Source organism: Pantoea sp. RSPAM1, assembly GCF_038816185.1.
Taxonomy (GTDB): Bacteria; Pseudomonadota; Gammaproteobacteria; order Enterobacterales; family Enterobacteriaceae; genus Pantoea; species Pantoea ananatis.
The window spans coordinates 3033198-3056395 of the sequence record NZ_CP046137.1 but is presented as its reverse complement, the minus strand read 5'-3'; the positions used below and the strand labels follow the sequence as shown (position 1 = coordinate 3056395).

The 23198-nt window shown below is 53.6% G+C and carries 19 protein-coding genes; 11 read left to right on the top strand and 8 right to left on the bottom strand.

Annotation, left to right across the window (positions count from 1 at the left end; translation table 11 throughout):
- Window positions 1–77: 77 nt before the first annotated feature.
- Window positions 78–1283: a nicotinate phosphoribosyltransferase gene (pncB, locus tag GKC68_RS14860; RefSeq protein ID WP_342656289.1), complete on the bottom strand. Its 1206-nt coding sequence runs from the start codon at window positions 1281–1283 to the stop codon at window positions 78–80.
- A 284-nt stretch (window positions 1284–1567) separates the two neighbouring features.
- Between pncB and pepN the strand changes: the two genes are divergently transcribed.
- Window positions 1568–4183, top strand: coding sequence for an aminopeptidase N (pepN, locus tag GKC68_RS14855; RefSeq protein ID WP_028723686.1), 2616 nt, complete (start codon window positions 1568–1570; stop codon window positions 4181–4183).
- Window positions 4184–4215: 32 nt separating this feature from the next.
- Here the strand turns inward: pepN and ssuB are convergent, their stop codons facing one another.
- From ssuB to ssuE, 5 genes are read right to left on the bottom strand one after another with little or no spacing between them, the layout of a single operon-like run.
- Window positions 4216–5004 carry an aliphatic sulfonates ABC transporter ATP-binding protein gene (gene ssuB / locus GKC68_RS14850; protein ID WP_342656288.1) on the bottom strand — a complete coding sequence of 263 codons (789 nt, stop codon included), beginning with the start codon at window positions 5002–5004 and terminating at the stop codon, window positions 4216–4218.
- Window positions 5001–5792 (bottom strand): aliphatic sulfonate ABC transporter permease SsuC, encoded by a 792-nt coding sequence (gene ssuC / locus GKC68_RS14845; RefSeq protein ID WP_047715536.1) that lies wholly within the window; start codon window positions 5790–5792, stop codon window positions 5001–5003. Before ssuC ends, ssuB begins: the two co-directional genes overlap by 4 nt.
- A 10-nt stretch (window positions 5793–5802) precedes the next feature.
- A complete protein-coding gene (gene ssuD / locus GKC68_RS14840) occupies window positions 5803–6951 on the bottom strand; it encodes an FMNH2-dependent alkanesulfonate monooxygenase (RefSeq protein ID WP_047715537.1) in 1149 nt (382 codons plus the stop codon).
- 10 nt (window positions 6952–6961) lie between these two features.
- Window positions 6962–7915, bottom strand: a complete 954-nt coding sequence (locus GKC68_RS14835; protein WP_342656900.1) for a sulfonate ABC transporter substrate-binding protein — start codon at window positions 7913–7915, stop codon at window positions 6962–6964.
- Window positions 7916–7925: 10 nt separating this feature from the next.
- A complete protein-coding gene (ssuE, locus tag GKC68_RS14830) occupies window positions 7926–8477 on the bottom strand; it encodes an NADPH-dependent FMN reductase (RefSeq protein WP_221611109.1) in 552 nt (183 codons plus the stop codon).
- A gap of 753 nt (window positions 8478–9230) precedes the next feature.
- Between ssuE and GKC68_RS14825 the strand changes: the two genes are divergently transcribed.
- The 4 genes from GKC68_RS14825 to GKC68_RS14810 all read left to right on the top strand — a co-directional run bounded on the left by GKC68_RS14825 (window position 9231) and on the right by GKC68_RS14810 (window position 13424).
- The gene (locus tag GKC68_RS14825) at window positions 9231–10211 is read left to right on the top strand and encodes a glycosyltransferase (RefSeq protein WP_058706744.1); all 981 of its coding nucleotides are present in this window, start codon (window positions 9231–9233) and stop codon (window positions 10209–10211) included.
- A gap of 83 nt (window positions 10212–10294) precedes the next feature.
- Window positions 10295–11596 carry a flippase gene (locus GKC68_RS14820; RefSeq protein ID WP_028723680.1) on the top strand — a complete coding sequence of 434 codons (1302 nt, stop codon included), beginning with the start codon at window positions 10295–10297 and terminating at the stop codon, window positions 11594–11596.
- Between the two features lie 134 nt (window positions 11597–11730).
- Entirely contained in the window at window positions 11731–12741 is a 1011-nt protein-coding gene (pyrD, locus tag GKC68_RS14815) for a quinone-dependent dihydroorotate dehydrogenase (protein WP_047715541.1), read from the top strand.
- 140 nt (window positions 12742–12881) lie between these two features.
- On the top strand, window positions 12882–13424 hold the full coding sequence (locus GKC68_RS14810; RefSeq protein ID WP_015700640.1) for a cell division protein ZapC: 543 nt from the start codon (window positions 12882–12884) through the stop codon (window positions 13422–13424).
- A 1-nt stretch (window position 13425) separates the two neighbouring features.
- Here GKC68_RS14810 and GKC68_RS14805 read toward each other — a convergent pair whose 3' ends face one another.
- On the bottom strand, window positions 13426–14535 hold the full coding sequence (locus GKC68_RS14805; RefSeq protein WP_047715542.1) for a YcbX family protein: 1110 nt from the start codon (window positions 14533–14535) through the stop codon (window positions 13426–13428).
- 109 nt (window positions 14536–14644) lie between these two features.
- Between GKC68_RS14805 and rlmKL the strand changes: the two genes are divergently transcribed.
- The 6 genes from rlmKL (at window position 14645) to rmf (ending at window position 22606) form a co-directional block, all read left to right on the top strand.
- On the top strand, window positions 14645–16759 hold the full coding sequence (rlmKL, locus tag GKC68_RS14800; protein WP_221611107.1) for a bifunctional 23S rRNA (guanine(2069)-N(7))-methyltransferase RlmK/23S rRNA (guanine(2445)-N(2))-methyltransferase RlmL: 2115 nt from the start codon (window positions 14645–14647) through the stop codon (window positions 16757–16759).
- Between the two features lie 5 nt (window positions 16760–16764).
- Window positions 16765–18684, top strand: a complete 1920-nt coding sequence (locus tag GKC68_RS14795) for an ABC transporter ATP-binding protein (RefSeq protein WP_047715544.1) — start codon at window positions 16765–16767, stop codon at window positions 18682–18684.
- A 16-nt stretch (window positions 18685–18700) separates the two neighbouring features.
- A complete protein-coding gene (pqiA, locus tag GKC68_RS14790) occupies window positions 18701–19969 on the top strand; it encodes a membrane integrity-associated transporter subunit PqiA (protein ID WP_028723674.1) in 1269 nt (422 codons plus the stop codon).
- Window positions 19956–21599, top strand: coding sequence for an intermembrane transport protein PqiB (gene pqiB / locus GKC68_RS14785; RefSeq protein WP_047715545.1), 1644 nt, complete (start codon window positions 19956–19958; stop codon window positions 21597–21599). The genes pqiA and pqiB overlap by 14 nt, the downstream gene beginning before the upstream one ends.
- The gene (gene pqiC / locus GKC68_RS14780; protein WP_064367303.1) at window positions 21596–22180 is read left to right on the top strand and encodes a membrane integrity-associated transporter subunit PqiC; all 585 of its coding nucleotides are present in this window, start codon (window positions 21596–21598) and stop codon (window positions 22178–22180) included. The genes pqiB and pqiC overlap by 4 nt, the downstream gene beginning before the upstream one ends.
- Before the next feature lie 258 nt (window positions 22181–22438).
- Window positions 22439–22606 carry a ribosome modulation factor gene (rmf, locus tag GKC68_RS14775; RefSeq protein ID WP_006118662.1) on the top strand — a complete coding sequence of 56 codons (168 nt, stop codon included), beginning with the start codon at window positions 22439–22441 and terminating at the stop codon, window positions 22604–22606.
- 65 nt (window positions 22607–22671) lie between these two features.
- Here rmf and fabA read toward each other — a convergent pair whose 3' ends face one another.
- A complete protein-coding gene (fabA, locus tag GKC68_RS14770) occupies window positions 22672–23190 on the bottom strand; it encodes a bifunctional 3-hydroxydecanoyl-ACP dehydratase/trans-2-decenoyl-ACP isomerase (RefSeq protein ID WP_008925876.1) in 519 nt (172 codons plus the stop codon).
- Window positions 23191–23198: the final 8 nt, after the last annotated feature.

Here is a 23198-nt window from a genome sequence, read left to right as displayed (position 1 = left end):
GAAACAAGCAAAATTCAGGGGAATAACCGATTTATTGCAGGAAGGCGGGGCGCGATAACGCCCCGATAACAAAGACGCTAGCTGGCTTTTTTAACCAGTGGCAGATCAAAGGCTTTTCTCAGGGCCTTAACGAACGCTTTATCCTGACAGATAGTTTTACCTGGGCTGTCGGAAAGCTTGGCGACCGGCTTGCCATTACATTGCACCAGCTTAATCACGATATTGAGCGGCGTAACGCCAGGAATATCACAAGTCAGGCGCGTGCCGATGCCGAAGACGACGTTGGTACGCTGACCAAAGTGGCGATACAGCGCCAGCGATTTTTCCAGATTGAGATTATCTGAGAACACCAGCATTTTCGTGAGCGGATCGATACCCAACTGCTGATAGTGGGCCAGCGCTTTTTCGCCCCACTCAACCGGGTCACCTGAATCGTGACGCAGCCCCTGGTAACGCCGGGCGAACACCGGGCCGAAATCGCGCAGGAAGGCATCCATGGCGATACAGTCTGTGAGTGCAATGCCCAGCTTGTCATCATATTCATCCAGCCAGGCCTGTAAGGCGGCGCGCTGACTGTTCGCCAGTACCGGACTGATTTGCTGAAAAGCCTGGAACCACTCGTGGGCCTGGGTACCCACTGGCGTGAGTGCGAGGCGACGGGCCAGATCGTAGTTACTGGTGCCCATCAGCCAGGGAAAATCCTGTTTCAGCGTGCTGACGATCGATTCCTGCACATCCTGGGAATAGCGGCGGCGGGTACCAAAATCCATCAGGCGAAAACGTGACATGTCAGTGTCGGCAACCTGAGTCTTAAAGGCAGCGAGTTTCTGATGCAGAAAATCCACGGCCTGCTGGCTGCTGATGGCTGGGGTACGGTGGCGATGGACCACTTCACTGATCAAGGCCAGCAGGGGGACTTCCCACATGATCACTTCCCGCCAGGGGCCCTGGATACGAATAGCCAGCTTGCCATGATGATTGCGAACGTCTACCTGCTGCGGGTCGTAGCGAAAATTTCGCAGCCAGTTAAGGTAGTCATCAGCAAAGAAGGGCAGATCAGATAACCAGGCATATTCAGCATCGGTCAGCGCCAGTGCCTGCATGGCGTCAATGGCTGCACGGATCTCGTCAGCATAAAAACCCAGCAATTCGTCGCTACGGCAGCGAAACTCCGCGGCCACCGTGACATCATGGTAACGGTGGAATACGGCTTGCTGCATATGGAGTTTATAAGCATCCGTATCCAGCAGCGAAGTCAGTATCGGGGAAGCATGTCCTGTCATGGCGCGTTTCGGCATCCTGTTCGGTGGCGCAGAGCCCGGTGTATTAAACGTCGTAAAAGACGCAAAAGTATAAATCACTAAGAGACAGCGATCACAGCATATTTCAGGATAGCGAGTCGAGGACGAAATGTGTCATTGTTAACAAATTGTAGCCATTTTACCAGATGTACACGTTGTGCGTGCTAAGCTCGGCGCATCATGCTTAGACGTTTGACGCGTAAGGCTTATACTTGAGTGAATAATGCAAAGACGTTGATGAATAACTACTTAATGCGGGACGGAATATGACGCAGCAGCCACAAATAAAATATCGACACGATTATCGTGCACCAGACTACACCATCACTGATATCGATTTAACCTTTGAACTCGATGAAAGCACTACGCGGGTGACGGCGGTGAGTCAGGTTAAGCGTCAGGGAGACAGCCAGGCTGAACTGCGTCTGGACGGCGAAGATCTGACGCTAGTCTCGCTGGAAGTGGATGGTCAGGCCTGGACGGCCTGGCGTGAAGAGGCGGGTTGCCTGGTGCTCAGCCAGTTACCGGACAGCTTTACGCTGAAAATCGTTAATGACATTCATCCCGATCGTAACAGTGCCCTTGAAGGCTTATATAAATCGGGTGAAGCGCTCTGTACCCAGTGTGAAGCTGAAGGTTTTCGTCATATTACCTGGTATCTGGATCGCCCGGACGTGCTGGCGCGCTTTACCACCACGATTATTGCTGACGGCAGCCGCTATCCCTTCCTGCTGTCAAACGGGAACCGTGTTGACAGTGGCCAGGATGACAAAGGCCGTAACTGGGTGAAGTGGCAGGATCCTTTCCCGAAACCCTGCTATCTGTTTGCGCTGGTCGCGGGCGATTTTGACGTGCTGCGTGACAGCTTTACGACGCGTTCGGGTCGGAATGTAGCGTTGGAGATCTTCGTCGATCGCGGCAATCTGGATCGTGCCGACTGGGCGATGACGTCATTAAAGAACAGCATGAAGTGGGATGAGGAGCGTTTCGGCCTGGAGTATGACCTCGACATCTTTATGATTGTTGCGGTGGACTTCTTCAACATGGGGGCCATGGAGAATAAAGGGCTTAACGTTTTCAACTCCAAATACGTGCTGGCCAAAGCCGAAACCGCCACCGATAAAGATTATCTGGGGATTGAGGCAGTCATCGGTCATGAATATTTCCACAACTGGACCGGTAACCGTGTGACCTGTCGCGACTGGTTCCAGCTGAGCCTGAAAGAGGGGCTGACCGTGTTTCGCGATCAGGAGTTCAGTTCCGACCTGGGATCGCGTGCGGTAAACCGAATCGATAATGTGCGCATCATGCGCGGCGCGCAGTTTGCCGAGGACGCCAGCCCGATGGCGCACCCTATCCGCCCGGATCAGGTTATCGAGATGAACAATTTCTACACCTTGACGGTGTATGAAAAGGGATCGGAAGTGATCCGTATGATGCACACCTTGCTGGGCGAAGCGAATTTCCAGAAGGGCATGCAGCTCTATTTCGAACGTCATGACGGTAGCGCGGCGACCTGTGATGATTTCGTTCAGGCCATGGAAGACGCGTCTAACGTTGATCTTTCCCAGTTTCGTCGCTGGTACAGTCAGTCAGGCACGCCTACGCTCTCGGTACGCGATGACTACAATCCGGAACTGGAACAGTACACGCTTCACGTGACGCAGCACACGCCGCCGACGGCCGGGCAGAAAGAGAAACTGCCTCTGCATATCCCTCTGGACATCGAACTGTATGACGGACAGGGTAAGGTCATTCCGTTGCAGCACAACGGTCATCCGGTGCATAACGTGTTGAACGTAACGGAAGAGTTCCAGACCTTTATTTTCGACAACGTTTACTTCCAGCCGGTGCCATCGCTGCTGCGTGAGTTTTCCGCGCCGGTGAAGCTCGACTACAAGTGGAGCGACGCGCAGCTGACGTTCCTGATGCGTCATGCAAGCAACGATTTTTCACGTTGGGACGCGGCGCAAAGTCTGTTGGCAACCTACCTGCGCCTCAATGTCGCACGCCATCAGCAGGGCCAGCATCTGTCGCTGCCGTTGCATGTCGCGGATGCTTTCCGCACGGTGCTGCTGGATGCCAACAGCGATCCGGCGCTGACCGCTCTGATTCTGTCGCTGCCTGGCGAAAACGAAATCGCCGAACTGTTTGAGATTATCGATCCTCAGGCAATTGCACTGGTGCGCGAAGCTCTGGTCCGTACCCTGGCGCGGGAACTGGCAGATGAATTCTTTGCCGTTTATAACGCGAATCAGCAGGCGGAGTACCACGTTGATCATGCGGAAATCGGCAAACGTTCGCTGAAGAATATCTGTCTGTACTATCTGGCATTTGGTGATATGGATCTGGCGGATAAACTGGTGCAGGCGCAATACCACCATGCCAATAACATGACGGATTCACTGGCGGCACTCTCCGCAGCGGTGGCGGCGCAGTTGCCTTGCCGTGATACGTTGTTAGCGGACTATGATGAACGCTGGCACAAGGATGGCCTGGTGATGGACAAATGGTTTATGTTGCAGGCTACCAGTCCAGCGCAGAATGCCTTACTCAACGTGCGCCGTTTACTGTCACATCGTTCCTTCAGTATGGGCAACCCGAATCGCATCCGTTCACTGATTGGCGCTTTTGCTTCGGGTAATCCTTCCGCCTTCCACGCCGAAGACGGCAGCGGATATCGTTTCCTGGTGGAGATGCTGACGGATCTGAACACCCGCAATCCGCAGGTGGCTTCGCGTATGATTGAGCCGTTGATTCGTCTGAAACGTTACGATGCCCACCGTCAGGCGCTGATGCGCCAGGCGCTGGAACAGTTACAAGGACTGGATAAACTGTCTGGCGATCTGTACGAGAAAATTACCAAGGCACTGAATGCCTGATAAGAAACGGCGGGCAAATGCCCGCCGTTTCTTTAACGCTGTTGCGCGTAGCGGGGAGGCTTTTCTGCCGCGCCGTGGCGCATCACCCGATCCAGCACTTTGGCTTCCAGCTCTGCCAGACGCGCCGATCCTCGTCGCCGTGGCCGGGGCAAATCGATCTGCAAATCCAGGCCTGTCTGGCCTTCCTCTATCAGTAATACCCGATCAGCCATCGCGACCGCTTCACTGACATCGTGCGTGACCAACAGAACCGTGAAGTGGTACTGCTGCCACAGCGATTCGATGAGCGCCTGCATCTCGATTCGCGTTAAGGCGTCCAGCGCACCCAGAGGTTCATCCAGCAACAGCAGGCCGGGACGGTGAATTAACGCCCGTGCCAGTGCCACGCGCTGTTTCTGCCCACCGGATAAAGCGGCAGGCCAGTCTTGCGCTCTGTCCGCCAGGCCTACGGCTTCCAGTGCCTCCAGTGCGGCTTTACGCCATACCTTGCCACGCAGGCCGAGAGCGACGTTATCAATCACTTTTTTCCACGGCAGCAGTCGCGCATCCTGGAACATTAACCGGGTTTCTTCACGTGCGGTCTGCAGCGGCGCATTGCCTGCCAGTAGCTCGCCCTGGGTCGTACTTTCCAGACCGGCCAGCAGACGCAGTAGGGTGCTTTTACCGCAGCCGCTGCGGCCCACTATGGCAACAAACTGGCCGGAAGGAATATGCAGATCGATATGATTCAGAATGGTGCGTTCACCGTACTTTTTACTGACGCCCTTTAAACCTACGGGGGTACCCGCATTCAGACGCGCCGGGCTGGCGGAGTGTATCATGCTGTTTTCTCCTGACGTTGATAGGCCGGATGCCAGCGTAACCAGACGCGCTCCAGCAGCAGTGCGCTGACATCAGCCAGTTTTCCCAGCAGGGCATAAAGAATAATGGCGACCATCACCACATCGGTTTGCAGAAATTCACGTGCATTCATGGCCAGATAGCCAATCCCTGCGTTAGCCGAAATTGTCTCGGCGACGATCAGGGTCAGCCACATCAACCCCAAAGCAAAGCGGACGCCCACCATGATGCTTGGTAACGCGCCCGGCAGGATCACCTGAACAAACAGGCTCCAGCCGGATAAGCCGTAGCTACGGGCCATCTCAACCAGCCCACGATCCACATTACGAATACCGTGATAGGTATTCAGGTAGATGGGAAACAGCGTACCCAGCGCCACCAGAAAAATTTTGGCTGACTCATCAATGCCAAACCACAGAATGACCAATGGGATCAGCGCAAGATGGGGCACGTTACGTAACATTTGCAGCGAGGTATCCAGCAAACGCTCACCCATTCGCGAAGTACCGGTAATTAATCCCAGTACCAGGCCGAGCGATCCGCCAATGCTGAAACCAAGCAACGCTCGCCAGCTGCTGATGGCGAGATGCTGCCAGAGCTCTCCGCTGACAGCCAACTGCCAAAAGGTCGTCACAATCTTTTCCGGCGCGGGCAAAATACGGGTAGACAGCCAACCGGTCTGTGACGCAATTTGCCAGACCACCACCAGTAATACCGGCAGTAGCCAGGGCACCAGCGCCGCTGAGAAGGCGTTACGTCGTCTCGTCATCGTTATCTCCTCAGGCCCGCGCGGCTTTTTTCTCTGGGGTGAAATCATTGGCGACCGCTTCACCGTGCGCCTGAATAACACGAGGCTGGGGGACCTGGGGAATAGCCAGATCCAGATGGGGGAACAGCAGCTCACCGACGCGATAAGCCTCTTCCAGATGCGGATAACCAGAGAGAATAAAGGTTTCAATGCCCAGGGCTTCGTACTCTTTCATGCGAGCCGCTACGGTAGGCGCATCGCCAACCAGCGCGGTGCCTGCCCCGCTGCGCACCAGCCCAACGCCCGCCCAAAGGTTGGGGCTGATTTCCAGTTTATCGCGGCGTCCGCCGTGCAGGGCGGCCATGCGCTGTTGGCCTACCGAGTCGGTGCGCTGAAAGGCACTTTGCGCTTTGGCGATGGTGGCATCATCCACATTCGCGATCAGCTTATCGGCTGCCTGCCAGGCTTCCTCATTGGTTTCGCGCACGATGACATGCAGTCGGATGCCAAACCGGACCTTTCGGCCCTGTGCTGCGGCTTTCGCCCGCACCTGCTCAATTTTTTCTTTCACCAGCGCAGGGGGTTCGCCCCATGTCAGATAAACATCGACCTGTTCGGCAGCTAAATCCTGAGCGGGCTCTGACGATCCCCCGAACCACAGCGGCGGACGAGGCTGCTGTACCGGCTTAAACATCAGACGCGCACCTCGTACATGCACGTGCTTGCCTTCGTAATCCACGGTTTCGCCTTCCAGCACGCGGCGCCAGACGCGGGTGAATTCGGCCGATTCTGCATAGCGCTCTCGGTGGTCAAGAAAGACGCCATCACCGGCCAGTTCCTCAGGATCACCCCCGGTGACCAGGTTGAACAACGCGCGTCCGTTGGAAAGACGATCGAGCGTTGCAGCCTGGCGCGCCGCCTGGGTGGGGGAAATCACGCCAGGACGCAGCGCGACAAGAAAGCGCAGACGCTGCGTAACGGGGATCAGCGATGCCGCCACCAGCCAGGCATCCTCGCAGGAACGCCCGGTAGGGATCAGTACGCCGCCAAATCCCAGACGGTCGGCAGCCTGGGCGACCTGTTGTAAATAGGCATGATCAACCGGACGCGCGCCCTCAGCCGTGCCAAGATAATGGCCGTCACCATGGGTTGGAAGGAACCAGAATACGGAAACACTCATTTTTTTCTCCTTATTGCGTCACGGCCTGGGGATGCCAGATGCGCTCGGCAATCGATACTTTTACGGGAATCAGATGATTGGCATAAAACAGATCGGCGGTTTTCTGCTGCATAGCAACCGTGCGCGCACTGACCGGACTGACCGGGCTGGGTGGACGGTGGTCCAGGTTGCTGGCAATGACGGCTTCAGGCAGACCGATCGATGTCGAGAGCAGATGAATACTCTGGTCACGTTCGCTACGCGTGAGGGCTTCGGCATCACTAAAGGCTTTTAACGTCGCTAAGACGAAGTCATTGTGTTCCTGCGCGAAATGGCGGGTTGCAAGGTAGAACGGTCCCGTCTGGTTCAGCGTGGTGCCGTCTTTCAATACGCGGACATTGCCCTGAAGCAGTACGGCAGAATAGTAGGGGTCCCATATTGCCCAGGCGTCCACGTTACCCTGCTGGAAAGCGGCGCGTGCATCGGCTGGCGTCAGATAAACCGGCTGGATATCTTTGATACTGAGGCCCGCTTCTTCCAGCGCACGTAACAGCAGATTGTGCGAGCTGGACCCCTTTTGAAACGCCACCTTTTTGCCTTTGAGATCGGCAACCGACTTCAACGGACTGTTCTGGCTGACCAGGATAACCTCAGCTTTCGGCTTAGGCGGCTCTGAGCCGATATACAGCAAATCTGCCCCGGCTGCCTGGGCGAAAATAGGCGGAATGTCACCGGTGCTGCCAATGTCAATACTGTTAACGTTCAGCGCTTCCAGCATTTGCGGTCCGGCCGGGAATTCGATCCATTGAATACGGGTAGCAGGGAAACGCTTTTCCAGCAGCTGATGCTCCTTGGCCAGCACCATACTGACCGATCCTTTTTGATAGCCGATACGAACCTGTGCAGGGGCAGGTTCTACGGCATTCACCTGTGCGCCTGCCATTAACATCCCTGCCATTAACCACGCGCCGATTATTCGTTTCATCATTGTTTCCTTACACAGCCAGCGCAACGGGCTGATGACGTCGTGACAGCGCCAGCCAGAACGTGTGCACCGCCTCCTCCAGACGGGTAGCCAGTACCGGATCCAGTTCCGGCTGGCGATCATAGTGATGAATTTGTTTATCTTCGGCGTAAACACCATGAAGCACTTCTTCGGCTTTCAGGGCGTTTAATACGGGCTTGAGTGCGTAATCCAGGGCCAGCATATGACCAGCGCTGCCCCCGCTGGCTAACGGCAGCACCACTTTTTGGGCCAGCGCGCGTTCAGGTAACAGATCTAAGACGGTTTTTAGCGCGCCCGAGAAAGACGCCTTATAAACTGGCGTGGCAATGACCAGGCCATCAGCCTGAGCCAGGTCTTCGCTCAGGGCGAGAATAGCCGGGGAATCGAAGCGGGCGTTGATCAGATCCTCAGGCTGAAAGTTATGGATATTCCAGGGGATAACCTCAACACCGGATGCTTCCAGTTTGCGCTGGCACAGCGCTAATAACGATGTGGACCGTGAAGGAAATCTCGGACTACCTGCCAGCGTGAGCACTCTCATGACGACTCCTTATAACTGAAAGTTATTGATTATCTTTTGTTGAGAACTGATGCTTTCATCCTGGCAGAGGCGACGGCACGGCTTAAATGATTTTTCTGACAATCTAAAGGTGAAAACCGGCAAAAGGCCTGAAGCGAGACCGCCGCATCTCTGAGTAAGACCTGATGCGACAAATCTTAAAAACGCCAGGACGGGCGAGTCGATACATTAATCCGGGTGAATAAAATTCGTTTAAACCCGGAAATCCGTACATTTGGTTACTTGAGTATCAGAAAAGTGAAACATTCAGGTGAAACAAAAAACACGCCTTTCGCTTTTTTAAATTCACAGGAGGAAGGACGAAGAAAAAAGAATTAAAATTCAACGTTATTTAACGCGATGGCGCGAGAAGATTAGGAATAGTTGCATCAGGCGGTGCGTGTTAAGCGCAGCAGTCTGGCGAAGTTTTTAACAACAATTCATTTTTAGTTACAGATGTCCGGCCTGAAAACCTTCTGAACAGAAGGCCGTGCCTAAATGGTTGCTCAACGGGAAGAGGATTATGAGTGAACTATTCTTTAGATTTTCTAACCATGGTTTTTGTCACATTCGGACCCTGTTGAGATTGAGGCAGGCATTTTAGTCATTCAGGCAGTAAAATGTCTCTGCTCAATGTAAGCGCCTGTTATTTTAAAATTACTGTTCGCCTTTGGTCAGTGCCTGTCTCGGGCTGGTGGATTTATTTGTCCTTTTCTAACAGCAGAGAAAACCTGTATGTCTGACATCCTGTTATCGGTCATTATTCCCACTTACAATGTTGAAAAATATATTGTCGAATGTGTGGATTCATTATTAAGACAAATTAGCGCGCCAAACGAAATTATCATTGTTAACGACAGTTCTACCGATGGAACCGTGGCGTTAATTGAACAGCACTATGGCCATCTTCCCCAGGTGAAACTGATCACTATTGCCAACGGTGGCGCAGGTAATGCGCGTGATAAAGGCGTAGAGGTCGCTGAAGGGCAGTTCCTTTTCTTTTGCGACCCGGATGATGTGGTGATGGATGGATTCGTCAATGAGCTGGCCCAGGTTGTCGACAATTATCCCGATACCGATTTGTTTTGTTTTAATTCCAGCGCTTACCGCGAAGACAAACCAGACGTGACGTGGCCTAAAGTCAGGCATAACCTGACCGGCATTCAGAAGCCACAGGATGTCCTGCTAAGTTTGCTGCATAATGGCTCCTATACGTCCGCGGCCTGGAATTATGTGGTAAGAAAAACCGTTATCCAGCAGCATCATTTGCGCTTCGTCGATCGCGTGCATGAAGATCACAAATTTACCTTATCGGTATTTATGCATTGCCAACAGGCATGGGTCACTCGCCAGACGTATTACAAACAGCGTATCCGCGTTGGCTCACTGACTAACAGCAGTAAAAGTCCTTCCTTTTTCGCCCAACGCTACAATGCGTTTATCGCCACCTATGACACCTTATGTTGTGCGCAGACGCAAAGTGAATTAAAAAAGGCGCTGGAAAAAGCTTACCTTATTCACTCCTTCCGTTTAATGATCTATCTGTCGCTCTACAATCAAACGCCTGTACCGGAATATGTGCTTAATGCGATTCGATATCTGGGGCGCCGAATTAAATCCGGCAGCCTCAAAGAATGGCTGCTGCTTAACCGTCCGGAAACCTTCATTTTATTGCAAAGCCATAAAGTGAAGAAAGAACTCAAACGCGTTCCGTAATTCCTAAAAATGGGACCTGATGTTGTTTGCACCTGAGCGAAATGAGAAGGTGAGACATGCAATGTGTATAAGGTTGTTGCGACATGGCAAAAGTGCTCGATAAAAGTTTAGTAGTGAATATCTTATCTTTGCTGGCGTACCGGGGAGCCTCGTTCCTGTTTCCGCTGGCGACGCTCCCCTATCTGGCGCGCGTGCTGGGAGTGGACCATATGGGGATTCTGGCGCTGGCGATTGCCTGCGTCCTTTACTGCAGTACCATTTCCGACTGGGGATTCAATGTTTTTACCACGAAGGACATTGCCCATCACCGTGACGATAAGGCACGTGTTACCCAGCTTTTTTGGTCCACCTTTAACGCCAAGCTGATGCTGTTACTGGTGACCAGCGGTACGTTACTCACTGCGACGTGGTTTAATCCGTCCTGGCATTCGCTGTTCTTTATTATTTTGGCCAACTGCACCACCTTAATCGGTTCACTGTTTTCGTTTGGCTGGTTAATGCAGGGCTTCGAAAAGCTCGGCAAAACCGCAGTGATTGCCACTTTTGGTAATTTTTGTGCCATTCCGCTCACGTTCCTACTGGTTAAAACGCCAGACGATACCTGGCTGGCTGCGTTGATACCGGGCGCGGTATCGATCATCAATGCCATCATTACGCTGAAGTTTGTGCTGGAAATGAAGGTGATTGGCGCGTATCGCTTTGAACCACGTGAAATCAAACAGCGCATCACCGACAGTGCCGATGTCTTTATTGCCATCGCAGGTGCTAATCTGTTTAACAGCGTAAACGTCGTGATTCTGGCGTCGTTTACCTCGCACTATATGGTGGGGATCTATAACGGTGCGGACAGGCTGCGCAAGGCCGCCAATTCGGTGCCGGAGCAGATTGGTAGCGCGTTTTTCCCCCGCGTAAGCCACTTATTTGGGCGTGATAAAGCCGCCGCAGTGGCGGCGACGCGCAAAAGCCTGATGCTGTCATTTGCGTTGAGCCTGTCTATCGTGATCTTCACCTGGCTGTTTGCCGATGAGGTTGTGGCACTGCTGTTAGGGAAAGACTTCCTGCCGTCAGCGGATGTGCTGCGCGTCTTTGTACTCTGCTTCCTGTTTGGCAATATTGCCTATCCGGCGGGCCTGCAGATTTTGATTCCGCATGGACTGGCGCGGCAACGTATGATGGTAATGATGGTTGCGGGGGTGGTTAACGTCCCGGTGTGCTGTCTGCTGGCATGGAAGTTTGGTGCCATCGGTGCGGCCTGGTCGATGGTGCTGGCAGAGGTGCTGGTCTGTATTGGTATCTTCGGCATTATGGTACGGCATAACATCTGGCGCGACTATGCTTTTCCGGACAGGCTGAATTCACCTACAGCAAACGATTCCGTTGTGTAAGATCAAAACGGCTTTAAACAGTCTCCCGACTTAGCGCCCCGCGATTTACTTTTGCGCCAGAGCACCTTACCATTCTGGCGCACAATTTCCCGTGCACTGATTTTCACCATCGCTTCCGTCTTCCAGGAGAGTGCATGTTTTACTCAATTGTCCGACCGGCGTTATTCAGGCTCGATCCTGAACGTGCGCACCATCTCACCTTTCAGCAATTACGCTTTATGAGCGGCACGCCGCTGGAAATGATCATTCGCCAGCATTTACCCTCGCGTCCGGTTACCTGCATGGGGCTGACCTTCGACAATGCGCTTGGCCTGGCGGCGGGCCTGGATAAAAACGCCGAGTGTATTGATGCATTTGGGGCAATGGGATTCGGCTTTGTGGAGGTCGGAACGGTCACGCCGCGCGCGCAGGCGGGCAATGACAAGCCACGCATGTTTCGCTTAGTGGAAGCCGAAGGGATTATTAACCGCATGGGATTTAATAATCTCGGCGTTGATAACCTGGTTGAAAACGTAAAAAAATCCCGCTTCAAAGGCGTACTCGGGATCAATATTGGCAAAAATAAAGACACACCCGTGGAGCAGGGGAAAGACGATTATCTGATCTGTATGGAGAAGGTGTACGCGCACGCCGGTTATATCGCGATCAATATTTCATCACCGAATACGCCGGGTTTACGCGCGTTACAATATGGTGAGGCGCTGGACGATCTGCTCATTTCCATAAAAGCCAAACAGAAAGATCTGGAAAAACGGCATCTCAAATATGTGCCGGTGGCTGTTAAGATCGCGCCGGATCTTTCTGAAGAGGAATTGATCCAGGTTGCCGACAGTTTACTACGTCACCAAATTGATGGTGTCATTGCGACAAATACCACACTCGATCGTTCTCTGGTAATGGGCCTGAAATATGGCGAAGAAACCGGTGGATTAAGCGGTCGACCGGTACAGTCACGCAGTACCGCCGTCATCCAGCGACTGTCGCAGGAGTTACAGGGAAGATTGCCCATTATTGGCGTTGGCGGTATTGATTCGCTTACTGCTGCGCGTGAAAAAATAGCAGCGGGCGCGACATTGGTTCAAATTTATTCTGGCTTTATTTATAAAGGGCCCGGTTTAATTAAAGATATCGTGACCCATATCTAAGACATTCGCCATAATAATGCGCCGGGGGGTTTATTTATCCCTCCGGCTCGTTTATATTTTGTCCTGTTGCACGATTTTTCAGCATGCATTTTATTTTATGGATTTTTAGCTTTAGCGCAGCGGTAAATACAGGGCACATGATGAAAATTAAACCCGATGACAAATGGCGTTGGTTCTACGACGCAGAGCACGACCGTATGATGCTCGATCTGGCTGACGGTATGCTTTTTCGTTCCCGCTATGCACGTAAAATGCTGACCCCTGATGCTTTTACCGAATCCGGATTCTGTGTTGACGATGCGGCGCTTTATTTCACCTTCGAAGAGAAGTGTCGTCAAAGCCCGCTAAGTAGCGACCAGCGTGCCGAGCTGGTTTTAAATGCGCTGGTTGCCGCACGTTTCCTCAAGCCACTAATGCCAAAAAGCTGGCATTTCTCCGCGCACCGCCAGCCTATGCAGCCTGCGGTGGGTGAGATGGTGGCGGTGACGCTGGCGGACAGCGGCGAGCAGGCGCGACTGCTGGTGGTTGAAAACGGCGATAATGCCGCACTCTGCTTACTGGCTCAGCCCGCGCTGACGCTGGCGGGCAAAGGGATGGTGCTTGGCGATGCGATTAAAGTGATGAACGATCGGCTACAACCGCACCAGCAGGAAAAAACCACGCGCTATGCGCGCGCGGTGTAATTCAGATCACCTCGATATCGCTTGCAGGAATACAGCTGCAACTCAATATAGTGCCATCGTGACGGATGGCGCTTTGCTTTAAGGCGTTCACCTTTCCCGCAACCAGCGTTATTTTACAACTGCCGCACAGACCCGCCCGACATGAGTAGGGGATGCGAAAGCCCTGGGCTTCAAGCTGCTCAAGTAAGACCTGCTGATTATCACCGCTGAAACGCTGGCCCTGCCAGGTGATGGTTACCTGCGCGGCGGGTTGCCGTTGCGGTTTCAGTGTTTCAGTCACCTCTCCTGGACCATAGGCGCGCGGCGGCTGGCGTTTCAGTATCCTGACGGCGTCGCCAGCGCGAATAATACCGCTGTTGAGCGCGATCAGATTCAGGCCAAAATCAATGTCCCCGCTGCCATCCTGCGCCGTACGAAAGCCCTGCAGCGTGGTCAAAGGTTGCCCCTCAGGATGCTTCTGACCACTCTCCACGCCAATCGTGGTAAAAACACAGCGGCTACAGGGCTTTGGAACGGCGAAATTAACCTGACCGATAGCGATCTCCGCCCAGCTGTCTTCATCCCACGCAGGTGCGCCACTCACGACCAGGTTCGGCCTGAATTGTTCGATTCGCACGCTGGCGGGACAGCGCTGCTGTAAATCCTGCAGCGAAGCACTGTTCACAAGCAGGTAGGGATATCCATCGGCAAAACCCAGTGGCACATCGGTAAAACGCTTGACGCGGCGTGAAGGCTGCGGTCCGACCCAGCGTAGCTGCACCGGTCGTGGAAAAAATGCACTCAGCCACTGGTTGATCGTCTCGGGTGCGATTCGCGAGGTAAACGTATTGCCCCAGACCTCCGTGGGCTGCTCAGCATGGGTAAAGTCGGCAAAACGAATGAGCGACTGGCTGCCGTCGGGGGCCTGTAAGAACAGACCGTCTGGCGTAATCGCCGGCGTGAACTGCACCATCTCCGGAAACTGACGCGCCGTAATAAAGGTTCCGTCAGGTTCGGTCACCATAAAGATACGGTCATAGGTTAACCCGCTACTGGCAGCCCAGGCATGTGAGACCTGCAATCCGCGCATGGATTTTACGGGATGGATAAATAAGCGGGAAAGCGTGATCATGAAAGTCTCCAGAAGCGGGCGCGCAAGACAAAAGAAGCTAACTTTATGACATAGGTCTGCGATTCGCTATAATGCGCAACAATTTTCTCAAGAGTAAAAAAGTGACGATATGAATTCTCTGTTTGCCAGCACGGCGCGTGGGCTCGAAGAGCTGTTAAAAAATGAGCTGGACGCGCTGGGCGCGCAGGATTTGCAAGTGGTACAGGGAGGCGTTCACTTCAAGGCCGATGACCGCGTAATGTACCAAAGCCTGATGTGGAGTCGTCTGGCTTCGCGTATTTTGCTGCCTCTGACCGAGGTCGGCGTTTACAGCGATCTCGATCTCTATCTGGGCGTGCAGAGCATTGACTGGCCCGCCATGTTCGGTAGCGACAAAACTTTCGTGGTGCACTTTAATGGCACCAACGATGAGATCCGTAACAGTCAGTTTGGCGCGCTGCGCGTCAAAGATGCGATTGTCGACAGTTTTACCCGTCGTAACCTGGCACGCCCGGACGTGGATCGTGAACAGGCCGATATTCGTATCAACGTCTGGCTTGATGACGACCGCGCCAGTATAGCGCTGGACTTAAGCGGCAGCGCCCTGCATCAGCGCGGCTATCGTCAGCAAACGGGTCAGGCGCCGCTGAAAGAAAACCTGGCCGCAGCGATTGTGATGCGTTCAGGCTGGCAGCCGTCCACGCCGCTCATCGATCCGATGTGTGGTTCAGGCACCTTACTGATCGAAGCGGCGCTGATCGCCTGCGACCGCGCGCCGGGTTTACTGCGTAACCAGTGGGGCTTCACGGCATGGGCCGGTTTTAACGAAAGCCTGTGGCGCGAGGTCAAGAGCGATGCTCAGGCCCGCGCCCGTGCCGGGACGGTGGCGTGCCAGGCGCGCTTTTATGGTTATGACAATAATGGCCGGGTGCTGGAATGGGCAAAAGCGAATGCACGTCGTGCCGGGGTTTTTGAACTGTTCACCTTTGGCCAACAGGATTTGCTGAAGCTGCAGAATCCTCTTCAGACTGAGGTGACGGGAACGGTGCTCAGTAACCCACCTTACGGTGAACGTCTTGAAAGTGAGCCTGCGCTTGTTGCGCTGCACAGCCAGCTTGGCCGGTTGATGAAGCAGCACTTCGCCGGCTGGAGTCTGTCGCTGTTTAGCGCATCGCCCGAACTACTGAGCTGTCTGCAACTGCGTGCCGACCGTCAGTTCAAAGCTAAAAATGGCCCGCTGGACTGTGTGCAGAAAAACTATCAGCTGTCGGCGAACAGCGCTGAGCGCGGTAATCAGATTGCTGAAGATTACGCGAACCGCTTGCGCAAGAACCTCAAGAAGCTGGATAAGTGGGCGCGCCAGGAAGGCATCGAGTGCTACCGCATTTATGACGCCGATCTGCCGGACTATAATGTGGCTGTGGATCGCTATGCGGACTGGGTGGTGGTGCAGGAATATGCGCCACCCAAAACCATTGACGCGAATAAAGCCCGTCAGCGCCTGTTTGACGTGATTAGTGCCACGCTGAGCGTGCTGGCGCTGCCGTCAAACCGCTTAATCCTCAAGACGCGCGAACGTCAGAAGGGCAAAGCGCAGTATCAAAAGCTGAGTGAGAAGGGCGACTATTTTGAAGTGCAGGAATTTAACGCCCGTTTCCTGGTGAACCTGACTGACTATCTGGATACGGGATTGTTTCTCGATCACCGTATTGCCCGCAAGATGCTGGGTCAGATGAGTCAGGGCAAGGATTTCCTGAACCTGTTTGCTTACACCGGCTCTGCCAGCGTGCATGCGGGTCTGGGCGGCGCGCGCTCCACCACCACCGTGGATATGTCGCGTACCTATCTGGAGTGGGCAGAGCGTAACCTGCGGCTGAACGGCCTCACCGGTCGTCAGCATCGCCTGCTTCATGCCGACTGCCTGAGCTGGCTGAACGAGAGCGACGAAAATTTCGACCTGATCTTTATCGATCCGCCCACGTTCTCTAACTCAAAACGTATGGAAGAGAGTTTTGATGTGCAGCGCGATCATATGATGCTGATGCGTAACCTGAAACGGCTGTTGCGTAAAGGCGGTACTATCATGTTCTCGAATAATAAACGTGGTTTCAAAATGGATCTGGATGGCCTTAACGCATTGGGGCTCCAGGCTCAGGACATCACTCAGAAAACCCTGTCACAGGATTTTGCGCGTAACCGCCAAATTCATAACTGCTGGCTGATCACTCATGCTGGTAAGGAATAAGTTTCATGTCATTGATTAGTATCCACGGCGCTTATCTGTCTTTTAGCGATGCGCCTCTGTTAGACAATACCGAACTGCATATCGAAGAAAATGAGCGCGTGTGTCTGGTTGGCCGAAACGGGGCGGGCAAATCCACACTGATGAAAATCATCAACGGCGAGCAGCCGCTGGATGACGGACGCATCATTTATGAAACCGATCTGGTCGTGGCGCGGCTCCAGCAGGATCCGCCGCGCAATATCACCGGATCAGTTTATGATTTTGTGGCAGAGGGGGTCGAAGAACAGGCGGAGCACCTCAAAGCCTATCATGCTATCTCGCACCTGGTGATGGACGATCCCAGTGATAAAAATCTCAATGAGATGGCGCGTCTGCAGGGCATCCTGGATCATCACAATTTATGGCAGTTGGAAAGTCGTATCATGGACGTGCTGCAGCAGATTGGTCTGTCGCCGGACACAGAACTGTCGTCTCTGTCCGGTGGCTGGTTGCGTAAAGCCGCGCTGGGCCGTGCGCTGGTGAGTAATCCTCGCGTACTGATGCTGGATGAGCCAACCAACCACCTTGATATTGAAACGATTGACTGGCTGGAGACCTTCCTGAAAAGCTTCAGCGGCAGTATCGTTTTTATCTCTCACGACCGTTCTTTTATCCGTAATATGGCCACCCGTATTGTGGATCTGGACCGCGGCAAGCTGGTCTCCTGGCCGGGTAACTACGACGCGTATCTGGAAGGCAAAGAAGAAGCCCTGCGCGTTGAAGAGATGCAAAATGCTGAGTTTGACCGCAAGCTGGCACAGGAAGAAGTCTGGATCCGTCAGGGCATCAAAGCACGTCGAACCCGTAATGAAGGCCGCGTTCGGGCGTTAAAAGCCTTACGTCGTGAGCGTTCAGAACGCCGTGAAGTCATGGGCAAAGCCAATATGCAGGTCGGTGAAGCATCACGCTCCGGCAAAATTGTCTTTGAACTGGAAAACGTGGATTACGCGGTAGACGGTAAGCAGCTGGTGAAAGATTTCTCTGCCCAGGTGCAGCGCGGGGACAAAATCGCCCTGATTGGGCCGAACGGCTGTGGTAAAACCACGTTACTGCGTCTGATGCTGCAACAGCTGAAGGCCGACCATGGTCGTGTGCACTCCGGGACCAAACTTGAAGTGGCTTATTTCGACCAGCACCGTGCGGAACTCGATCCCGATCGGACCGTGATGGACAATCTGGCGGAAGGCAAACAAGAGGTGCTGGTCAATGGTAAACCGCGTCACGTGCTGGGCTACCTGCAGGATTTCCTGTTCCATCCTAAACGCGCGATGACGCCGGTCAGGGCGCTGTCGGGTGGGGAGCGTAACCGCCTGCTGCTGGCGCGTCTGTTCCTGCGTCCCAGTAACCTGATGATCCTTGATGAACCGACCAATGACCTTGATGTGGAAACGCTGGAGCTGCTGGAAGAACTCATCGACGGTTATCAGGGCACTGTGCTGCTGGTCAGTCACGATCGTCAGTTCGTTGACAACACCGTAACCGAATGCTGGATTTTTGAAGGCAACGGCGAGATAGGGACTTTTGTCGGCGGCTATCACGATGCGCAGCAGCAGCGTGCAGCGTACAAACAGCAAAAGGTGCAGGGCTCAGCAAAGGGGACAAATAGTGCCCCCAGGCCTGCCGATGCGAAAAATGACGCTGCCAAACGTAACGCGAACAAACTAAGCTATAACCTGACGCGTGAACTGGAACAGTTACCGCAAAAGCTGGAACAGTTGGAGGCGCGTATTGGCGAGCTTCAGGCCAAAATGAGTCATCCGGATTTTTTCAGTCAGCCACACGATAAAACGCAGCCGGTGCTTGATGAGCTGGCAGACGTCGAACAGCAGCTGGAAACCGCTTTTGCGCGTTGGGAAGAGCTGGAATCAATGAGAAACGGCGCATAGTCATTAAGGGGCGGGAATGTGTTCAGCTGAGAAAACGAACGCGTGGATGCTCTGTCCACAGTGCGACTTAATGGTAAAACTGCCGGCCATTCCCGTTGGCAGCCGAGCGTCCTGTCCGCGCTGCCATACCTCCCTGACCGTCAACTGGTCGGAGCCGCGTAAGCGTCCGACCGGTTACGCGCTGGCCGCGCTGTTTATGCTGGTGCTGGCCAATCTGTTTCCGTTTATCACCATGAAAGTCGCCGGGCTGTCCAGTCAGATCAGCCTGATGCAAATCCCCAGGGTGATGGTAGCCGACGATTACGCCAGCCTGGCTACACTTTTCCTGTTGTTTGTCCAGGGGATTCCCGCCTTTTGTATGATCACCCTTGTCCTGCTGGTCAATCAGGTGAGAATGCCTGTCAGCCTGAAACTGGGCCTGGCGCGTATTCTTTTTCATATGCGCAGCTGGGGAATGGCAGAAATCTTCATGGCCGGGGTGCTGGTCAGTTTCGTCAAGCTCATGGCCTATGGCGAAATTGGCCTCGAAACCAGCTTCTGGCCCTGGTGTCTGTTTTGTCTTTTGCAACTGCGCGCGTTTCAGTGCCTGGATCGCCGCTGGCTGTGGGATCGTATTGAAGCGATGCCGTCTTTACCCCATGCGCCCCAGGCAGGCGTAAGCGGATTAACGCAGGGCTTGCGCTCCTGTCCGTGCTGCACTGCGGTGTTACCTGTGACACAGCGGGAATGTCCGCGCTGCGGCGTGGTTGCCGATGCCCGCCGTAAACACAGCCTGCAGTGGACAATGGCGCTGCTGATAACCTCCGTTATGCTTTATGTGCCCGCCAATCTGCTGCCGATTATGATTACCGAAACGCTGGGATCGGCGATGCCGTCGAACATCATGGCCGGGGTAATTTTACTTTGGGGCGATGGATCTTATCCGGTCGCGCTGGTGATTTTTATCGCCAGTATTATGGTTCCGTCTCTGAAGATGCTGGCGATTGGCTGGCTGTGCTGGGATGCCAGCGGACGCGGACAGCGCGACAGCCATAAAATGCACTTGATCTATGAGGTGGTTGAGTTTGTTGGGCGTTGGTCAATGATCGACGTCTTTGTGATTGCCGTGCTCTCCGCGCTGGTGCGCATGGGACAGTTAATGAAAGTGTATCCGGCATGGGGAGCGGTGTTGTTTGCGCTGGTGGTGATTCTGACCATGATTGCAGCAATGACGTTTGACCCGCGCTTAACCTGGGATCGTGCTGGTGAGAAAAATATGAAGGAGCCGCATCTTGACGGAAAATAATCACGGTCATGCCAAAGTGGATCAGATTAAGCGCTGGTCACCGGTATGGATCGTCCCTATTGTCACGCTGTTAATTGGCGGCTGGATTCTGTTTTATCATTTTAGCCATCAGGGACCGGAAGTGACGCTGATCACCGAGAGCGCAGAGGGAATCGAAGCGGGTAAAACCACCATCAAAAGCCGCAGCGTCAATGTCGGGGTGGTCGAGAGTGCCGTTCTCACAGACGATCTCCATCACGTCGAGATTAAAGCCCGACTGAATTCAGGTATGGAAAAGCTGCTGCACAGCGACAGCGTATTTTGGGTCGTTAAGCCGCAGGTCGGTCGTGAAGGCATTACGGGCTTAGGAACGTTGCTGTCTGGTGCGTATATCGAGCTGCAGCCGGGTACCAAAAAAGATCCCCTGGATCAGTACACCTTGCTGGATGCCCCGCCGTTAGCGCCGCCAGATGCGAAGGGCATTCGTATTACACTCGACAGCAAAAAAGCGGGTCAGCTTAACGCTGGCGATCCGATACTGTTTCGCGGCTATCGTGTCGGCACCGTTGAAACCAGCAGCTTCGACACCGATAAGCGCATGATGACCTATCAGCTGTTTATCGCCGCCCCTTACGATCGCCTGGTGACCACCAATGTGCGTTTCTGGAAAGACAGCGGCATCGCGGTGGATATGTCGGCATCGGGCATGCGGGTTGAAATGGGGTCGCTCACCACGCTGTTTAGCGGCGGGGTCAGCTTTGACGTGCCTGACGGCTGGGATTTAGGTAAGGCGGCGCAGAATCAGGCTGAATATCACCTGTTTGACGATCAGCGCAGTATTCAGGATTCACTGTATACCAATCATGTCGACTATCTGATGTTCTTCTCTGATTCGATTCGTGGACTGCAGGTGGGCGCGCCAGTTGAATTCCGCGGCATTCGTCTGGGTACCGTTGCGGAGGTGCCGTTCATGAATGCAGGCACTGCGCAGGCGCTGAATAATGACTACCGCGTGCCGGTGTTGATTCGCATTGAACCCGATCGCTTTGTTAACCGCCTGGGTGAAAACTTCGATCTTGAGCAGCATCTGCAGGACGGTAAGAAACGTGGCCTGCGCGGAACGTTGAAAACCGGCAACCTGTTGTCTGGCGCGCTGTTTGTCGATATCGACTTCTATGACAATGCCCCTGCCTATAAAGGGCCGGATAAAGTCGCGGGTTATGAAGTGATCCCGACGGTGAGTGGTGGCCTGAGCCAGATTCAGCAGAAACTGATGGCTGCGCTGGATAAAATTAACGGTCTACCGCTCAACAATATGGTGTCGGAAGCCACCGGAACGCTGAAGGAGAGCCAGAAAACCCTGCGTGATCTGCAACGTACCATCGACAACATTAATGTCGTAACCAGCAGTCCGGCGATGAAAACGCTACCGGAAGAGACACAGCAGACGCTACGTGAACTCAACCGGAGTATGAAAGGCCTGCAGCCCGGCTCACCGGCCTACAGCAAGCTGGTGGGCGATATGCAACGGCTTGATCAGGTGCTGCGCGAACTGCAGCCAGTGCTGAAGACGCTAAATGCCAAAAGTAATGCGTTAGTGTTCGAAGCAAAACCGGGACAGGATCCCCAGCCGAAGAGGGCGAAACAATGAATAAAGGACTCGTTTTTTTGGCCGCTCTTGCACTGAGTGCCTGTAGCAGCACGGTGAATACCACTTACTATCAGCTGCCCTCAGGGGCAGCCTCGATGCAGGTGATCAGCCGTGAGGCAAACACACAGCCGACCTTGTGGGTACAGCAGGTTGTGGTTCCGGACTATCTGGCGGGGAATGGACTGGTGTATCAAACCAGCGAGGTTAAATACGTTATCGCCGCCAATAATTTGTGGGCCAGCCCGCTCGATCAGCAGCTACAGCAAACGATGATAACCAATCTCACCAAAGCGTTACCCGGTCGGCTGGTGACTCAGACGTTAATGGGGCAGGAACATGACACCCTGAACATTACGGTCAACGATTTCCAGGGACGCTATGACGGCAAAGCGGTCATTAGCGGGCAGTGGACGCTGGAACATCAGGGGCGCTTCACAAAGCAGGCCTTCAACCTGGTGCTGCCCCAGCAGGAAGATGGCTATGATGCCCTGGTTAAAACCCTGGCTCAGGGCTGGCAGCAGATAGCTCAACAGATTGCCCGTAATGTGGCCTCTGAGAATGCGGCAGGTTCGGGCTTGTAATTAACCTGTTGTTTCGGTTAGAGCTTATTTTCTGACGTAACATCGGGTTTCTATAGAAATCATGTAGATAAAGCAACAGGCTAACATCACGAAACAGAAATTTCATGTCCACTTTGGGACACATTTGTGACATTGGCGTGAATATTGCGCATTGATCTTTTCATACAGAGCGAGTAAAACAAAAGGGTGGCTGAACATTTAATAGTCACCTTTTTCTTTCCACCAGATTCCACAGACCTTACATGAGGGACACGGAGTATGAAGAGACAGAAACGAGACCGCCTTGAGCGCGCCCATTCACGTGGTTATCAAGCAGGTATTACAGGACGCTCTAAAGAGATGTGTCCGTATCAAATGATAGATGCTAAGTCTCACTGGTTGGGAGGTTGGCGACAAGCCATGGAGGACAGGTCGGCTGCTGCTTAGCCGGATGTCACTGAAAAGGGATATAACCTCCGCACAAAGCGGAGGTTTTCGTTTCTGGGGAACGATCAGAACGCTGCGGTATCTTTAAACAGACCGACTTTTAAATCGCTGGCGGTGTAAATCAGATTACCGTCAACCAGCACTTCACCATCTGCAACGCCCATCACCAGTTTACGATTGATCACACGCTTGAAGTGAATACGGTAGGTGACTTTTTTCGCCTCTGGCAGAACCTGGCCAGTAAATTTAACTTCGCCCACACCCAGCGCACGGCCTTTGCCTTCGCCGCCCAACCAGCCGAGGTAGAAGCCAACCAACTGCCACATTGCATCAAGACCCAGGCAGCCGGGCATCACCGGATCGCCAATAAAGTGGCAACCAAAGAACCACAGGTCCGGATTGATGTCCAGTTCAGCTTCTACGAAGCCTTTATCGTATTTACCGCCGTCTTCGGTCATTTTGACCACGCGGTCCATCATCAGCATATTGCCGGATGGAAGCGGCGGACCATTTTCGCCGAACAGTTCACCGCGACCGGACAGAATCAGGTCTTCTTTGGTATAGGATTCGCGTTTATCTACCATGTTCTCAA

Bases quoted from the DNA above. Each gene is read 5' to 3' on its own strand.
- rmf (WP_006118662.1), top strand. From the start codon at position 22,439: ATGAAGAGACAGAAACGAGACCGCCTTGAGCGCGCCCATTCACGTGGT.
- pqiC (WP_064367303.1), top strand. From the start codon at position 21,596: ATGAATAAAGGACTCGTTTTTTTGGCCGCTCTTGCACTGAGTGCCTGT.
- GKC68_RS14835 (WP_342656900.1), bottom strand. From the start codon at position 7,915: ATGAAACGAATAATCGGCGCGTGGTTAATGGCAGGGATGTTAATGGCA.
- pqiA (WP_028723674.1), top strand. From the start codon at position 18,701: ATGTGTTCAGCTGAGAAAACGAACGCGTGGATGCTCTGTCCACAGTGC.
- ssuC (WP_047715536.1), bottom strand. From the start codon at position 5,792: ATGACGAGACGACGTAACGCCTTCTCAGCGGCGCTGGTGCCCTGGCTA.
- rlmKL (WP_221611107.1), top strand. From the start codon at position 14,645: ATGAATTCTCTGTTTGCCAGCACGGCGCGTGGGCTCGAAGAGCTGTTA.
- ssuE (WP_221611109.1), bottom strand. From the start codon at position 8,477: ATGAGAGTGCTCACGCTGGCAGGTAGTCCGAGATTTCCTTCACGGTCC.
- GKC68_RS14795 (WP_047715544.1), top strand. From the start codon at position 16,765: ATGTCATTGATTAGTATCCACGGCGCTTATCTGTCTTTTAGCGATGCG.
- GKC68_RS14820 (WP_028723680.1), top strand. From the start codon at position 10,295: ATGGCAAAAGTGCTCGATAAAAGTTTAGTAGTGAATATCTTATCTTTG.
- pyrD (WP_047715541.1), top strand. From the start codon at position 11,731: ATGTTTTACTCAATTGTCCGACCGGCGTTATTCAGGCTCGATCCTGAA.
- GKC68_RS14825 (WP_058706744.1), top strand. From the start codon at position 9,231: ATGTCTGACATCCTGTTATCGGTCATTATTCCCACTTACAATGTTGAA.
- pncB (WP_342656289.1), bottom strand. From the start codon at position 1,283: ATGACAGGACATGCTTCCCCGATACTGACTTCGCTGCTGGATACGGAT.
- pepN (WP_028723686.1), top strand. From the start codon at position 1,568: ATGACGCAGCAGCCACAAATAAAATATCGACACGATTATCGTGCACCA.
- ssuB (WP_342656288.1), bottom strand. From the start codon at position 5,004: ATGATACACTCCGCCAGCCCGGCGCGTCTGAATGCGGGTACCCCCGTA.
- GKC68_RS14805 (WP_047715542.1), bottom strand. From the start codon at position 14,535: ATGATCACGCTTTCCCGCTTATTTATCCATCCCGTAAAATCCATGCGC.
- fabA (WP_008925876.1), bottom strand. From the start codon at position 23,190: ATGGTAGATAAACGCGAATCCTATACCAAAGAAGACCTGATTCTGTCC.
- ssuD (WP_047715537.1), bottom strand. From the start codon at position 6,951: ATGAGTGTTTCCGTATTCTGGTTCCTTCCAACCCATGGTGACGGCCAT.
- GKC68_RS14810 (WP_015700640.1), top strand. From the start codon at position 12,882: ATGAAAATTAAACCCGATGACAAATGGCGTTGGTTCTACGACGCAGAG.